This is a genomic window from Variovorax sp. F042 (genome assembly GCF_057814215.1).
On the sequence record NZ_JBVASX010000008.1, the window covers coordinates 18,772 to 32,038 of the forward strand.

The 13,267-nt window shown below is 67.3% G+C and carries 15 protein-coding genes; 6 read left to right on the forward strand and 9 right to left on the reverse strand.

The window, feature by feature from the left end:
• Position 1: 1 nt before the first annotated feature.
• Genes ACZYSP_RS22820 through ACZYSP_RS22835 form a run of 4 tightly spaced genes read right to left on the reverse strand, consistent with a single transcriptional unit; the run spans position 2 to position 2,131 of the window.
• Positions 2–469 (reverse strand): nucleotidyl transferase AbiEii/AbiGii toxin family protein, encoded by a 468-nt coding sequence (locus ACZYSP_RS22820; protein ID WP_489016985.1) that lies wholly within the window; start codon positions 467–469, stop codon positions 2–4.
• Complete coding sequence (locus ACZYSP_RS22825; RefSeq protein ID WP_256216959.1) at positions 399–722, reverse strand: nucleotidyl transferase AbiEii/AbiGii toxin family protein; 324 nt, start codon at positions 720–722, stop codon at positions 399–401. The genes ACZYSP_RS22820 and ACZYSP_RS22825 overlap by 71 nt, the downstream gene beginning before the upstream one ends.
• Positions 715–1,236 carry a helix-turn-helix domain-containing protein gene (locus ACZYSP_RS22830; RefSeq protein ID WP_354339280.1) on the reverse strand — a complete coding sequence of 174 codons (522 nt, stop codon included), beginning with the start codon at positions 1,234–1,236 and terminating at the stop codon, positions 715–717. Before ACZYSP_RS22830 ends, ACZYSP_RS22825 begins: the two co-directional genes overlap by 8 nt.
• Before the next feature lie 13 nt (positions 1,237–1,249).
• Positions 1,250–2,131 (reverse strand): LysR family transcriptional regulator, encoded by an 882-nt coding sequence (locus ACZYSP_RS22835; RefSeq protein WP_093080856.1) that lies wholly within the window; start codon positions 2,129–2,131, stop codon positions 1,250–1,252.
• A gap of 105 nt (positions 2,132–2,236) precedes the next feature.
• Here ACZYSP_RS22835 and ACZYSP_RS22840 point away from each other — a divergent pair, with 105 nt between their 5' ends.
• The 6 genes from ACZYSP_RS22840 (at position 2,237) to ACZYSP_RS22865 (ending at position 8,433) form a co-directional block, all read left to right on the forward strand.
• Complete coding sequence (locus ACZYSP_RS22840; RefSeq protein WP_093058511.1) at positions 2,237–2,842, forward strand: short chain dehydrogenase; 606 nt, start codon at positions 2,237–2,239, stop codon at positions 2,840–2,842.
• The gene (locus ACZYSP_RS22845; RefSeq protein WP_489016724.1) at positions 2,839–3,822 is read left to right on the forward strand and encodes an NHL repeat-containing protein; all 984 of its coding nucleotides are present in this window, start codon (positions 2,839–2,841) and stop codon (positions 3,820–3,822) included. The genes ACZYSP_RS22840 and ACZYSP_RS22845 overlap by 4 nt, the downstream gene beginning before the upstream one ends.
• 76 nt (positions 3,823–3,898) lie before the next feature.
• A complete protein-coding gene (guaD, locus tag ACZYSP_RS22850; protein ID WP_093058510.1) occupies positions 3,899–5,185 on the forward strand; it encodes a guanine deaminase in 1,287 nt (428 codons plus the stop codon).
• A 79-nt stretch (positions 5,186–5,264) separates the two neighbouring features.
• Positions 5,265–5,831 carry a dCTP deaminase gene (dcd, locus tag ACZYSP_RS22855; protein ID WP_093058509.1) on the forward strand — a complete coding sequence of 189 codons (567 nt, stop codon included), beginning with the start codon at positions 5,265–5,267 and terminating at the stop codon, positions 5,829–5,831.
• A 110-nt stretch (positions 5,832–5,941) separates the two neighbouring features.
• Positions 5,942–6,838 (forward strand): KPN_02809 family neutral zinc metallopeptidase, encoded by an 897-nt coding sequence (gene ypfJ, locus ACZYSP_RS22860; RefSeq protein ID WP_489016727.1) that lies wholly within the window; start codon positions 5,942–5,944, stop codon positions 6,836–6,838.
• Between the two features lie 131 nt (positions 6,839–6,969).
• A complete protein-coding gene (locus ACZYSP_RS22865; RefSeq protein WP_093080851.1) occupies positions 6,970–8,433 on the forward strand; it encodes a DEAD/DEAH box helicase in 1,464 nt (487 codons plus the stop codon).
• A 35-nt stretch (positions 8,434–8,468) separates the two neighbouring features.
• Here ACZYSP_RS22865 and ACZYSP_RS22870 read toward each other — a convergent pair whose 3' ends face one another.
• From ACZYSP_RS22870 to ACZYSP_RS22890, 5 genes are all read right to left on the reverse strand, one after another.
• The gene (locus ACZYSP_RS22870) at positions 8,469–8,690 is read right to left on the reverse strand and encodes a hypothetical protein (RefSeq protein WP_093080849.1); all 222 of its coding nucleotides are present in this window, start codon (positions 8,688–8,690) and stop codon (positions 8,469–8,471) included.
• A 128-nt stretch (positions 8,691–8,818) separates the two neighbouring features.
• Positions 8,819–10,441, reverse strand: a complete 1,623-nt coding sequence (locus ACZYSP_RS22875) for a rhodanese-related sulfurtransferase (protein WP_489016730.1) — start codon at positions 10,439–10,441, stop codon at positions 8,819–8,821.
• Entirely contained in the window at positions 10,438–11,040 is a 603-nt protein-coding gene (locus ACZYSP_RS22880; protein WP_489016732.1) for a cysteine dioxygenase family protein, read from the reverse strand. The genes ACZYSP_RS22875 and ACZYSP_RS22880 overlap by 4 nt, the downstream gene beginning before the upstream one ends.
• Positions 11,037–12,020, reverse strand: coding sequence for an ABC transporter substrate-binding protein (locus ACZYSP_RS22885; protein WP_489016733.1), 984 nt, complete (start codon positions 12,018–12,020; stop codon positions 11,037–11,039). The genes ACZYSP_RS22880 and ACZYSP_RS22885 overlap by 4 nt, the downstream gene beginning before the upstream one ends.
• Positions 12,017–13,261: an acyl-CoA dehydrogenase family protein gene (locus tag ACZYSP_RS22890; protein ID WP_489016735.1), complete on the reverse strand. Its 1,245-nt coding sequence runs from the start codon at positions 13,259–13,261 to the stop codon at positions 12,017–12,019. Before ACZYSP_RS22890 ends, ACZYSP_RS22885 begins: the two co-directional genes overlap by 4 nt.
• Between the last annotated feature and the right edge of the window lie 6 nt (positions 13,262–13,267).

Below are 13,267 nucleotides of genomic sequence, written 5' to 3' on the forward strand. Positions count from 1 at the left end.
TCTATTGACCTGCGCGCGCAGCACGAGGCAACAGAGCCTTGATGCGCTGGCGAAGCAGCGCGGGCGTCACGGTCGGAGTCATTTGCAGCACGGCCATGCAACGGTCCATTCGACCCGGCCGCGCAAGCAGCGCCAAGACGGCCTTGGTGAGATCGGTGTCGATGCTGTTGCCGTAGGCGCGGCTGGCTTTGCTCGTTGCTCGACGCAACAGTGCCGCCCCGGGTTTCATCATGGCCAGGTCGATGATGTCGCGGCTGAAGACGCTGTCGTCGGCCCAACGGTCCGAGTTTGCGAGCAACTTGCTCGTTGCCATGTCGAGCGGCGTAAGGGTCGCGATGTCGCCGACTCGGTCCTCTGCTCCCGGCAATTCAAGTTCGATGCGCGCTTCGAGAACGATTTCAAACTTGATCTCGGTGTTGTCTACGCGAACCGACGATCGAATGCCGTATTGATCGGTGCGAAAGTTCAGCCGATTGCTGAATCTCGGAGCCTTGGCGTGCGAGTGCGCCGAGGCCTTGATTCCTCGTCAGCAGTTGGCGCAGTTGGCGATAGCCATCGATGTCGGATACGAGGAAGTCGATGTCCACGGACTCGCGGTACTCGCCGTAGCGAAGCGCGATAGCCGTGCCTCCGCCGAAGAAGCAATGGCTTTGGGCGAGCAGGTTTGCGTCGAGTGAGGCCAGCACCTGAGCGACGCGTTGATGGTGTGGCCGTTCAAACATGCAATGGCTTCCTGCCAAGGGTGCGCGCCAGGTCTTCCAACAAGTCGCGCTCTTTGGCGTCCAGTGCGGATGTGTCGACATGGCGCCAGTTGCGCTCGTAGGTTCCCCATGCTTCTTCGGGCGTGAGTTCGGTGGTCGGGGCCAATTGCCAGGCAAGTCGGCGCAACTGGGGGTAATCGGCAATTCGAATGCCCCCTGGGAGCGGCGCAAGGGCTGGCGGCTCAGTGGACATCACCACATCGACGTCGAGACCCAATGCTCCCAGCGCATTCATATAGGCGCCCATCGTGACCGAAGGTTCTCCGCGCTCGATCCTGTGCAGCGTCATGCGAGACACGCCCGCTGCCTCTGCGGCGGTGGTGGCGCTGACCTTCAACGCCTTGCGGTGTGCATGAATGCGGCTGCCGAGCGTTGCGAGGCGCCGGTCTGCTGTGGCTGTGGTGGGCGGGGAAGTGGAGGGCATTATGTCTCCCATGTTAGACAAATTTGAAAATTTGTCCAGAATGAGTGACATCAAGAGCTATCTTTCAGCCCAGCCGCTCGACCACGAAGTCCACAAAGGTCCGCAGCTTCGCACTCGGCCGCGCTTCCGGCAGCCGCATGATGTGCACCTGCCGCGTGGGCAGTTCCCACTCGGGCAACAGCTGCACCACCTGGCCCGATGCGAGTGCAGGTCCGAGCAGCGCATCGGCCTGCACGATCACACCTACGCCGGCCATGGCCGCGGCCAGCAGTGCCTGGCCGTTGTTGGTGGTGAGCGGGCCGCGCACCGGCACGTGCACCGTCTCGCCCTTGCGCGTGAAGCGCCACGAATGGTTCGGCCCCCAGGTCGCGAAGCCCAGCAGCGGAAAAGCCTCCAGGTCGGACGGGTGCTTCGGCTGACCGTGGCGCGCGACCCACGCGGGGCTGGCGACGGCATACATGCGCGCCAGCGCGAGCGGTCTTGCAATGAGCCGCTCGTCGACCGCGGCGCCCGAGCGGATGCCGCAGTCGAAGCCCTCCTCCGCGAGATCGACCACGCGGTCGTTGAGGCTTAAGTCGACCTTCACCTGCGGGTAGGCGGCGATGTAGTCGCCGATCACCGGCGTGAGCCGGTGCGCGCCGTAGGCCACGGGCGCGGTGACGCGCAGCACGCCCTGGGGCATGGCGCGCAGCGACTCGGCCACGCCGTCGGCGGTGTGCACGCTGGCCAGCACGTCGCGGCAGCGCTCGAGGTAGGCGGCGCCGATCTCGGTGAGCGAGTGGCGGCGCGTGGTGCGCTCCAGCAGGCGGGCGCCAAGCTGCTCTTCGAGCGCGCGGATGTGCTTGCCGACCATTACTGCCGACAGGTCGAGCGCCTCGGCGGCAGCGGCGAAGCTGCCTGCATCCACCGTGGCCACGAAGACTTCCATGGCGCGGAGCTTGTCCATATTGAGAATCCAGAGTTTCGAATGACCGAACCAGACGGCAATTTATCAAATCAATGGTTCGTAAAACAATAGCCGCTTGTTGATTCACTTTTGGCGAGGTTCTCCATGAAGGTTCTTGTTGTGGGCGCGACGGGCGCAATTGGCAGTGCGGTGGCTCAGACGCTGGCTGAGCGCGGTCACGAGGTGATTCGCGCAGGCCGCACGCGCGGCGATCTCCAGGTCGACATCACGAGCGATGCGAGCGTCGAGGCGCTGTATGCGGCGGTGGGACGCGTCGATGCCATCGTGTCGGCGGCGGGCGGGCTGTTCTTCGGTCCGCTGAATGAAATGCGGCCGGCCGACTTCAACGTCGGCCTGCAGGACAAGCTGCTCGGCCAGGTGCGGCTCGCGTTGCTGGGCCAGCATGTGCTGACCGATGGCGGCTCGATCACGCTGACCACGGGCATCGTGGCGGACGAGCCGATCCGCCAGGGCGCGAATGCCACGGCCGTCAATGCAGCGGTCGAGGGTTTCGTGCGCGGCGCGGCGATCGAACTGCCGCGCGGCATCCGCATCAACGTGGTGAGCCCGACGGTGCTGACCGAGTCGCTGCCGTTGTACGGGTCGTTCTTTCCCGGATTCGAGTCGGTGTCGGCGGCGAAGGCTGCGCAGGCCTATGTTCGCAGCGTCGAAGGGCCGCAGACGGGGCGCGTGTATCGCGTGTGGCAATGAGAGTGCGTGCGTTGCTCGGGGGCGTGTCGCTCGCGTTCGTGGCGGCGACGGCTTCGGCTGCGCCGGCCGGGGTGCAGGCCTTGCCGGACGACTGGTATCCGGAAAGCGTCGCCATCGGCCCGGACGGCTCGTTCTACGTCGGCAGCTGGCGCGAGGGCGCGGTCGCGCGCCTGAAGCCGGGTGTCGCGCCGAAGGCCGAGGTGCTCGTGAAGCCAGGCGCCAATGGTCTGGCGAACGGGCAGGGCGTGCTGGTCGATGCGAATCGTCGGGCGCTGTGGGTCTGCTCGGGCAGCAGCGGCTTCACCACCGTGCCGCAGACGCCGAGCGCACTCAAGCGCTACGACCTGGCCACGGGCGCGCCGCGCGCGAGCTATGCAATGCCCGACAGCGGCTACTGCAACGACCTCGCGCAGGACGCACGCGGCAATCTCTACGTGACCGACTCCTACCACCCGCGCGTGCTGAAGCTCGCACCGGGCGCTGCCGCGCTCACGGTGTGGAAGGAAGACCCGGCGCTGGCCGGACCGGGCCCCTACAAGGGCCTGAACGGCATCGCCATCGATGGTGGGCGCGATGTCTATGTGAGCCTCGTGGCGGCGGCTCCTTACGTGCTGCGCATCGGCCTGGGCACCGGCGGCAACGCCGGCGAGGTCACGCGCATCGAGGCGCCGCGCGTGCTGAAGAACGTCGACGCAATCCGCGCCTGGAAGCCCGGCCGGCTCGTGCTGTTCGAGAGCAATGCCTTCGGCGAAGGCCCCTACGGTGGCCAGATCACGGTGGCGCGTGTCGACGGCACGAAGCTCGGCCTGCAGACGGTAGTGACAGGGCTCAACGACCCCTCGTCGGGCGCGGTGCGGGGCGATCGCGTCTACTTCATCGAATCGAAGTACGCGCTGCTGACCAAGCGCAAGGAGGGCGACGGGCCCGTGCCGACCGGCGTGCCCTTCGACATCCAGTCGCGTGCGCTGCCGCCGCGGTGAGTGCGTTCCGCATATAGCACTCATATGCGCATGGAAATTGCGGTGCGGTGGGGCTGGATTACCCTCCGCACCCACGATGAAAAAAGCCTACCGCGCCTCCCTCCTGCGATTCGACGCCGCCGGCCAGCCCGTTTTCGATGAAGACGGCCTGCTGGTCGTGGCCCCCGACAGCACCGGCCGCCAGCGCGTGCTCGATGCCGGCAGCCACGCCGCCGTCGCGCCGCGCCACCCCGGCGCCCACGTGACCCATCTGCCGGGGCGCATCCTCGCGCCGGGCTTCGTGGACATGCACATCCACTATCCGCAGACCGACATCATCGGTTCGCCCTCGCCCGGCTTGCTGCCCTGGCTCGAGAACTACACCTTCCCTGCCGAAAGCAAGTTCGCAGACCCCGCGCATTCGAACGAAGTGGCCGACGTGTTCTTCGGTGAACTGCTGCGCAACGGCGTGACCACCTCGCTGACCTTCGCGACTTCGCATGTGGCCTCGGTCGATGCCTTCTTCGAAGGCGCGCAGCGCCGCGGCCTGCGCATGATGACCGGCAAGGTGCTGCAGGACCGCAATTCGCCCGACGGCGTGCGCGACGAAACCGAGCAGAGCCTGATCGACTCCGAAGCGCTGATCCGCAAGTGGCACAACGTCGACCGGCTGGGCTATGCCATCACGCCGCGCTTTGCACCCGCGAGCACCGATGCCCAGATGCGCGGCGCGAGCGAGCTTGCCGCGAAATACGCCGACACCTGGATCCAGTCGCACGTGGCGGAGAACCGCGACGAAGTGAGCTGGGTGCGCGAGCTGTACCCCAAGGCGCGCTCGTATCTCGACGTGTACGCCGGCTTCGGCCTGATGCGCGAGCGCGCCGTGTACGCCCACTGCATCTACCTCGACGACGCCGACCGCGCCCTGCTGCGCGAGACGAAGACGGCGGCGGCCGTGAGCCCGACGAGCAACCTGTTCCTCGGCAGCGGCTTCTTCGACTTCGGCGCGGCCGACCGCGTGGGCTATCCGTACGGCCTCGCCAGCGACGTGGGCGGCGGCACCAGCTTCAGTCCCTTCCACACCATGATGGCCGCCTACTACGTCGGCCGTGAAGGCCAGACCAAGACCGGCCTGAGCATCGCGCCCTCCGAGCTCTGGTGGCGCCACACCGGCGGCGCGGCGCGCGCGCTGGGGCTCGACGGCGTGGTGGGCAACCTGCAGCCGGGCTGCGAGGCCGACTTCCTGGTGCTCAACCCGGCGGCCACGCCTCTGCTGGCGCGCAAGACAAAACTGGCGAGCACGCTGGAAGAAATGCTCTTCGCGATGATCGTGCTGGGCGACGACCGCCTGGTCGAGCGCACCGTGATTTCGCAGGCGCTGTAGCACCCGGGGCGGCGGGGAGGGCAGTGGCGCATGCCACAATTCGCGCCATCTCCCCCCGCAGCAGCAGTAGCGACCGCATATGAGCATCAAGAGCGACAAATGGATCCGGCGCATGGCCGAGCAGAACGGCATGATCGAGCCCTTCGAGCCCGGTCAGGTGCGCGAGAGCGACGGCCACAAGATCATCAGCTACGGCACCTCCAGCTATGGCTACGACATCCGGTGCGCGCCTGAATTCAAGGTTTTCACCAACATCCACAGCACCGTGGTCGACCCGAAGAATTTCGACGAGAAGAGCTTCGTCGACATGCACGGCGACTACTGCATCATTCCGCCCAACAGCTTCGCGCTGGCGCGCACCGTCGAATATTTCCGCATCCCGCGCAACGTGCTCACCATCTGCCTCGGCAAGAGCACCTATGCGCGCTGCGGCATCATCGTCAACGTCACGCCCTTCGAGCCCGAGTGGGAAGGCTACGTGACACTCGAATTCAGCAACACCACGCCTCTGCCCGCCAAGATCTACGCGGGCGAAGGCTGCGCGCAGGTGCTGTTCTTCGAGAGCGACGAGGTCTGCGAGACCAGCTACAAGGACCGCGGCGGCAAGTACCAGGGCCAACGCGGCGTCACCCTGCCAAAAACCTGACGAAACACCAGGCCGTCTGCTGACGGCCGGTTACCCCGGAGGGCGCCGGGGCAAGTACCATCCTGCGACCGCCGGCAAATCCTCCTGCAATGGCCGGCAAGGAGACTGCGATGAGATGGGAAGGCAACGAACAATCGGACAACGTCGAAGACCGCCGCGGTGAAGGTGAAGGTGGCGGTGGTGGCGGGGGCGGCGGCTTCATCGGCGGTCGCGGCATCGGCATCGGCACCATCGCGGTCGCGCTGATCGCGGGCTGGGTCTTCGGCATCAACCCGCTCACGGTGCTGAGCCTGCTCAGCGGTGGCGGCGGTCCAGCCCCGGTGCAGCAACAGCAACAGGGGCCCGCACCCAAGCCACCGTCCGGCGACCGCGAGGCGGCTTTCGTCTCCACTGTGCTCAAGAACACCGAAGTGGTCTGGACGGGCATCTTCAAGCAGAACGGCGGCACGTACCACGCACCCCGGCTCGTGCTGTTCCGCAATGCCACGCCCACGGCCTGCGGCACGGGGCAATCGGCCATGGGCCCGTTCTACTGCCCTGGCGACCAGAAGGTCTACATCGATCTCGGCTTCTACGACACGCTGAAGAACCAGCTCGGCGCGCCGGGCGAGTTTGCGCAGGCGTACGTCATCGCGCACGAGGTCGGCCATCACGTGCAGGACGAACTCGGCATCACCGCCAAGGTCGACGGCATGCGCAACCGCCTGAGCCAGACGCAGAACAACGCGATGAGCGTGCGCGTCGAACTGCAGGCCGACTGCTTCGCGGGCGTTTGGGCCCACCATTCGCAAGAGTCGAAGAAGTGGCTCGACCCGGGCGACATCGAGGCCGCCATGAACGCCGCGCAGAAGATCGGCGACGACGCCCTGCAGCGTTCCGCAGGCCGTGCAGTGGTGCCCGACAGCTTCACCCACGGCTCGAGCGCGCAGCGCCAACGGTGGTTCGGCGCGGGTTATCAAAGCGGCGATATCAAGTCCTGCGACACCTTCAATGCGCGTAGCCTCTGAGCTGCATCGTCTTGAAGGGCCTGCCAGTGCTGAATTGGTTGCTATCTAATAAATAGCAATTCCGCTGGCGCGGGCGTTGTCATGCCGCCGTCACTGCCGTTTTTTGCGGCAATGCGACAATAGCGGGCTCAATGACAAGCTCCTTCTCCAATCTATCGCTGGCGGAACCGCTGGCGCGCGCCGTAGCCGAAATGGGCTACGAGACCATGACACCGATCCAGGAGCAGGCCATTCCGGTCGTGCTCGCGGGCCAGGATGTGATGGGCGCCGCCCAGACCGGCACCGGCAAGACGGCGGCGTTTTCGCTCCCGCTGCTGCAGCGCATGCTCAAGCATGAAAACGCCTCGACCTCGCCCGCGCGGCATCCGGTCCGGGCTCTCGTGCTGCTGCCCACGCGTGAACTGGCCGACCAGGTCGCGCAGCAGGTCAAGCTGTACGCCAAGTACACCAACCTGCGCAGCACGGTGGTGTTCGGCGGCATCGACATGAAGCCGCAGACGCTGGAACTGAAGAAGGGCGTCGAAGTGCTGGTCGCCACGCCGGGCCGGCTGCTCGATCACATCGAAGCCAAGAACGCGGTGCTCAACCAGGTCGAATACGTCGTGCTCGACGAAGCCGACCGCATGCTCGACATCGGCTTCCTGCCCGACCTGCAGCGCATCCTGAGCTACCTGCCCAAGCAGCGCACTACGCTGCTGTTCTCGGCCACGTTCTCGCCCGAAATCAAGCGACTGGCCGGCAGCTACCTGCAGAACCCCGTCACCATCGAAGTGGCGCGGCCGAACGAAACGGCTTCCACCGTCGAGCAGCATTTCTACAGCGTGGCCGACGACGACAAGCGCCGCGCGCTCAAGCAGATCGTGCAGCAGCGCGGCATCACGCAGGCTTTCGTGTTCGTCAACAGCAAGCTCGGCTGCGCGCGCCTCGCACGCTCGCTGGAGCGCGATGGCCTGCGTACCACCGCACTGCATGGCGACAAGAGCCAGGACGAACGCCTGAAGGCGCTCGCCTCGTTCAAGGCCGGCGAAGTTGACCTGCTCGTGTGCACCGACGTCGCGGCCCGTGGTCTCGACATCAAGGACGTGCCCGCGGTCTTCAACTTCGACATTCCGTTCAACGCCGAAGACTACGTGCACCGCATCGGCCGTACGGGCCGTGCTGGCGCCTCGGGCCTGGCCGTGAGCTTTGCCAGCGGCGGCAACGATGCGCGCCTGGTGGCCGACATCGAGAAGCTGATCAAGAAGAAGATCGAGCTCGAACCCGTCGAGTTCGAAGAAGACCGCCCGCGCGGCCGCATCAATGACGGACGCCGCCACTGGCGCGAAGAAGGCGAAGCCGGCGACGCACGCGACGTGCTCGACCAGCCGCGCGAACGCCGCGAGGCCGAAGCCCGCCGCGGCGGTGGACGTCCGCACCGCGCACCGTCGGCACCGCGCGATCCGTTCTTCGACAAGCCTTACGAAGCCGGCGAGCCCGATGCCACACCGGCATGGGAAGCCGCCGCCAAGGCTGCAACGCCCGCACGCGGCATCTCCAGCAACATCAAGACCAAGCGCAAGGTCGCCGCTCTGTTCAAGAGCGCCGAGCCGAGCTGATCCAGGCGTGTAGAGGCGGCATCAGCCGCCTCGGTTCAGCGCCAGCCGCGGTGCCATCCGTATTGCGGGTGGTGCCAGCCCCAGCCGTAGCGCGGGTGGTAGGCCCACACGAAGCCGACACCGGGCGACACATACGTGGGTGCCACATAGGCCACACCCGGAGGTGCTGAGTACACGGGGGCTGCCGGTGCGACCACGCAGCCGGTCAGGACTGCTGCCAGCGCGGCGGCGGACAAGGCAAGAACAGGGAATCTCATGGCAAAGCTCCTGGGACGAGTTGTTGTCGGTATGAACAACCAACGTCCCGTGGCATCGCCGGATGACGGCCTTTACCCAGGCTACACAGTGTCACCGCCGTGTTGTCATCCTTTCAAAACGCTTGCATCTAGATCACGTTGAAATGATGCGTGCCGTCGCGCCCTAGCTGCGCCACCAGGCCGTACTCCCAATCGAGATAGGCCTGCATCGCTTCGGCCGGCGCGTCGGTGCCTTCGTAGGGCCGGCGATAGCGATCAGTGCGCGCGGTTGCAAGGCGCGTCTCGCCAGTCTCCGCGTCGAGGCCTGCGGCGAACCATGCTGCGTTGCCGCCGGTCAGCACCAGCACCTCGATATCGCCCTTGCCGCGCGCATCGAGCAGCGCGCGCAGGTCGGCCGCGGCATATCGGGCGAGCAGGCTGCTGCCGCAGGTCAGCACGTAGCGCTGCGCCGGTGGAATGACCGCATCGAGGGCCTGCGCAAGTTGCGCGCGAATCGCATACCAAGCGCCGGGAATGTGGCGCTTCACGTAGTTCGCGCTCGTCGTCACGTCGATCACCGCGGTGCCGGGTTGCTCCAGCAACGCCGCCAGTTCCTTCGGCGCGAGCTCGCCCACAGCGGCCGCAACCGGCGGGTATGAGCTCGGCGGCGCCGAGGTCTCGATGAAGTCCGCAGCCGTTGGCACGACCTCCGGCACGTAGACCTCCCACCCCATCTGCGCAAGCCACGACGCGCTCATCGAAGCCCGCACGCCATCGTCGTCCGCCAGCACGATGCGCGCGCCGCGCACGGGCACCTGGTGATCGGTTTCCTGCACAAGTTGCCCGCCGGGCGCACTGGCAAAGCCGGGCAGGTGGCCCGCCGCATATTCCTCGGGCGTGCGCACGTCGAAGCGGTACACGGTGCGTCCCGGCGCTTCGAGCGTCTGCAATGCGTCGAGCGCGATGCGGCGCACGCCAGCCAGATCGGCCACGCGTTTTGCATCGGCCTGCGCCTGTGAGCGATGCGTTTGCGACACCACGGCAGGCGCCTGCCGGTCGGCACCATGGTCCAGCACCTGCCCCGCAAGCTTCCAACCGATCGTGCCGTTGCGCAGCGCAGCCACCGGGTTCGGAATGCCCGCGTTCACCAGCGACTGCGTACCGATGATGCTGCGTGTGCGTCCTGCGCAATTGACGATCACCTGCGTCGAAGGATCAGGCGCCAGCTCGCGCACCCGCAGCACCAGCTCCGCGCCCGGCACGCTGGTGGCCGAGGGAATGCTCATCGTCTGGTATTCGTCGAAGCGGCGCGCATCGAGCACCACCACGTTGGCCTTCGCATCGACCAGCGCCTTCACCTCGGGCGCGGACAGCGAAGGCGTGTGCCGTTCGTGCTCGACCAGTTCGCCGAAGGACTTGCTCGGCACGTTCACGTCACGGAACAACTCGCCGCCCGCGCGCCGCCAGCCTTCAAGGCCGCCTTCGAGCAGATGCAAGTTCGTGTAGCCCAGCGCAGCCAATGTCTTCGCGGCCAGCGGCGCAAGGTCGACACCGCCGTGCTCGCCGTACAGCACGATCAGCGTGTCGCGCCGCGGAATGCGCCGCCACGCTTCGATCTCGATGCGCGACAGCGGCAGGTTCGCAGCCCACAGCGGATGCTCCTGTGCGAACGGATCTTCCTCGCGCACGTCGAGCAGGGCGGTTTCGTCGCGGGCGATGAGCCGTTCGCGCACGGCGGCGAATGAAAGAACGGGAGAGGAGGCAGTCGTCATACGGTGTTCGAGGATGCGAGTTCAGCGGAGCGGTCCCACAGGTTGGGCAGCAGCGCGTTGGAGTATCCGGAGACAAAGGGCTTGCGGCCGCCCTCCGTCGGGTAAGTATGCCGCCGCACGGCGCCGATGTTCGCGCCGTACACGTGGATGCTGATCGACACGCGGTCAGCATGCGCGTTGTGCACGCGATGCAGGTCGCCGACGGTGGGCGACACGGCTTCCACGTCGCCAACATCAAGCCGCACCGCCTCGCCCTGCGGCTGCGCACGGCCCTGCGCATCGAGCACATAGCCCTGGCTGTACTCCGCGCCGCGCAGCATGCCGATCAACCCCCACACCGTGTGGTCGTGCACCGGCGTGGCCTGTCCCGGCCCCCACACGAAGCTCACGACCGAAAAGCGCTCGGTGCTGTCCGCGTGCAGCAGAAATTGCCGATAGCGCACAGGGTCGGGCTGGGCAAAGGCCTCGGGCAGCCAGTCGTCGCGCGCAACCAGCGTGCGCAGCAACGCGCCGCCTTCAGAAAGAATGCGGGGCTCGTCAGGCGCGCTGTCGAGCAGCCGGCCGAAAGCGCCGACGAATTCGCGCAGGGGCGCGATCACGCCGGGCGCTTCCAGACGTTGGTGTCGGTAATCGCGCGCACATCCACCCGCACCGGCAGGATGCCGTCGCGCGCCGAGCGGTCGGCCACGGCCTGCAGCGCGACGATGTCGGCTTCGCTCACCGGCCGGCCTGCCACCGAAGCCCGCGCGGTGATGATGCGCGACGACTCGATCGGCAGCCGCGTGAGCTGGCTGTAGGCCTGTGCGTAGGCTTCGGGGTTGGCCAGCGCCCAGTCGCCCGCGCGGCCCAGCCGGTCGAGAAACTGCACGATGGCCGCGCGCCTGGCCGGGTCCGCCAGCGAATGCTCGCTCGCGGTGATGAAGCCCAGGGCAGTGTTGATTCCGCGCCCGTCGCGCAGGATGCGTCCGCCTTGCTGCACGGCGATGGTGTAGTACGGATCGAAGATGGCCCAAGCGTCGATCTGCTTCGAGGCGAAGGCGGCGGCTGCGTCGGTCGGCAGCACGAACTTCACCGTTACCTCTTCGCGCCGCACGCCGGCTTCTTCGAGTGCGCCGTACAGCTGGTACTGCGAGATGCTGCCGCGCGCCGACGACACGATCACCGTCTTGCCGCGCAGGTCCGCAACGCTGCGCAGTGGCGAATCGGGCTGCACGACGATGCCCAGCGAGTCGGCCTTTCCGACGCGCGTGGCGACGATCTTCAGCGGCGTCTTGCCCACGGCCGCGGCCAGCACGGGCAGGTCGCCGGCCATGGCTGTGTCGACTGCCGCGCTGCGCTGCGCCTCGAACAACGGTGCCGCCCCCTGGAAGTTGGCCCAGCGGTAAGCGAACGGCGCGCCTTCGAGCGTGCGCGAGGCCTCGAAGAGCGAGCGCAGGCCACCGGCCTGGTCGCCAAGCACCAACGTCGTCTGTTGCGGCTGCGCCCACACGCGCAGCGAGCCAGCGGCGGCCAGCGAGAGCGCGGTGCCTTGCTTCAGCCAGCTGCGGCGGGAAGCCCTGGAAAACAGCAGGTCGGTCATGCAGCGGCTCCCGTCGAGAGCAAAGCGCGCCTGCCCGCAGCCACCAGGATCGCATCGTTCTGCGGCGTGTGGATGCGGCTGCACAGCACGTCGCGGTAGTGCCGCTCCAGCGGGTTCTGCCGCGTGAGGCCGTGGTTGCCGCTGAGCTGCAGCGCCAGCTCCACCGCGCGGATCGCGTTGCCTGTCACCGTGTACTTGAGCAGGCCGCTGTCGGCGGAGGGTTGTGCATGACCGCGATCGACGGCGGCGGTTGCGTCGTCGAGCAGCACCCGGTTGGTTCGCAGCAGCGCCTCGATCTCGCCCACATGCTCCTGCACGCGCGGCAGGCTGGCCAGCGGCGCGCCGAGGCTGCCAGGCGCTCGCTGATTCAGGAAGCCGACCAGCCAGTCGCGTGCGGCCGTGGCCACGGCGTCGTACAGGCTGCCGAGCAGCACCGTCATCCACGCCTGCTGCGTGGCATGGGCGTCGATGTCGGTCTGGCTGCCCGCGTCGGGCGCCCAGTCGGCCGGCGCGCGAAGGTCCACCGCGTGGTCGAGGTCGATGGCGACGTCTTCGAACACCACCTCGTGGCTGCCCGAGGCGCGCAGGCCCAGATGGTCCCAGCTCGCGATCACGCGCACGCCGGGCGCGTTGCGCGGCACCAGGAACACGCCGGTGCGCGGGGCGGCTTCATCACCCTCATCGGTACGAGCCCACACGGCGAGCCAGCTCAGGCCCTCGATGCCGGTGGTGTAGAGCTTGTGGCCGTCGATCTTCCAGCCGTTGCCGTCGCGCCGCGCGACCGTGCCGGGCAGGCCGCCGCGGGCCGGCGAGCCGAGCGCGGGCTCCACGCGCAGCGCGTTGATCAGCGCGCCGTTTGCGACTGCATCCCGCGCCACGCGTTCGCGCAGATGCGGTGGCCAGCGGCTGTCGGTGCGCGTCAATGCGTGGTGTTGCAGATAGGTCATCGTGAGAATCAGCGCCGTGGCCGGCTCGCCCCGCGCCACGGCCGAGATCACGCGCCGTGCCGTCGCCAGCGTGGCACCGCCGCCGCCGTGCTCGGCGGGCGCGACCAGCCCGATGAGTCCATGCGCCTGCAGTGCCGCGAAGTTCTCGCGCGGAAAGGCGCCGCTGCGGTCGTGGTCGGCCGCGGTGGCGGCGAACTGGGCCGACAGGCGCGCCAGCACGGAGGCATCGACGGTGGAAGGCGGGGAGGGGTGTTCAGGCGTGGCCGGTGTGCGGCGCAAGGGGAGTGCACTCATGGTTCC

Bases quoted from the DNA above. Each gene is read 5' to 3' on its own strand.
- ACZYSP_RS22825 (WP_256216959.1), bottom strand. From the start codon at position 722: ATGTTTGAACGGCCACACCATCAACGCGTCGCTCAGGTGCTGGCCTCA.
- ACZYSP_RS22830 (WP_354339280.1), bottom strand. From the start codon at position 1,236: ATGTCACTCATTCTGGACAAATTTTCAAATTTGTCTAACATGGGAGAC.
- ACZYSP_RS22835 (WP_093080856.1), bottom strand. From the start codon at position 2,131: ATGGACAAGCTCCGCGCCATGGAAGTCTTCGTGGCCACGGTGGATGCA.
- ACZYSP_RS22840 (WP_093058511.1), top strand. From the start codon at position 2,237: ATGAAGGTTCTTGTTGTGGGCGCGACGGGCGCAATTGGCAGTGCGGTG.
- ACZYSP_RS22845 (WP_489016724.1), top strand. From the start codon at position 2,839: ATGAGAGTGCGTGCGTTGCTCGGGGGCGTGTCGCTCGCGTTCGTGGCG.
- guaD (WP_093058510.1), top strand. From the start codon at position 3,899: ATGAAAAAAGCCTACCGCGCCTCCCTCCTGCGATTCGACGCCGCCGGC.
- dcd (WP_093058509.1), top strand. From the start codon at position 5,265: ATGAGCATCAAGAGCGACAAATGGATCCGGCGCATGGCCGAGCAGAAC.
- ypfJ (WP_489016727.1), top strand. From the start codon at position 5,942: ATGAGATGGGAAGGCAACGAACAATCGGACAACGTCGAAGACCGCCGC.
- ACZYSP_RS22865 (WP_093080851.1), top strand. From the start codon at position 6,970: ATGACAAGCTCCTTCTCCAATCTATCGCTGGCGGAACCGCTGGCGCGC.
- ACZYSP_RS22870 (WP_093080849.1), bottom strand. From the start codon at position 8,690: ATGAGATTCCCTGTTCTTGCCTTGTCCGCCGCCGCGCTGGCAGCAGTC.
- ACZYSP_RS22875 (WP_489016730.1), bottom strand. From the start codon at position 10,441: ATGACGACTGCCTCCTCTCCCGTTCTTTCATTCGCCGCCGTGCGCGAA.
- ACZYSP_RS22885 (WP_489016733.1), bottom strand. From the start codon at position 12,020: ATGACCGACCTGCTGTTTTCCAGGGCTTCCCGCCGCAGCTGGCTGAAG.
- ACZYSP_RS22890 (WP_489016735.1), bottom strand. From the start codon at position 13,261: ATGAGTGCACTCCCCTTGCGCCGCACACCGGCCACGCCTGAACACCCC.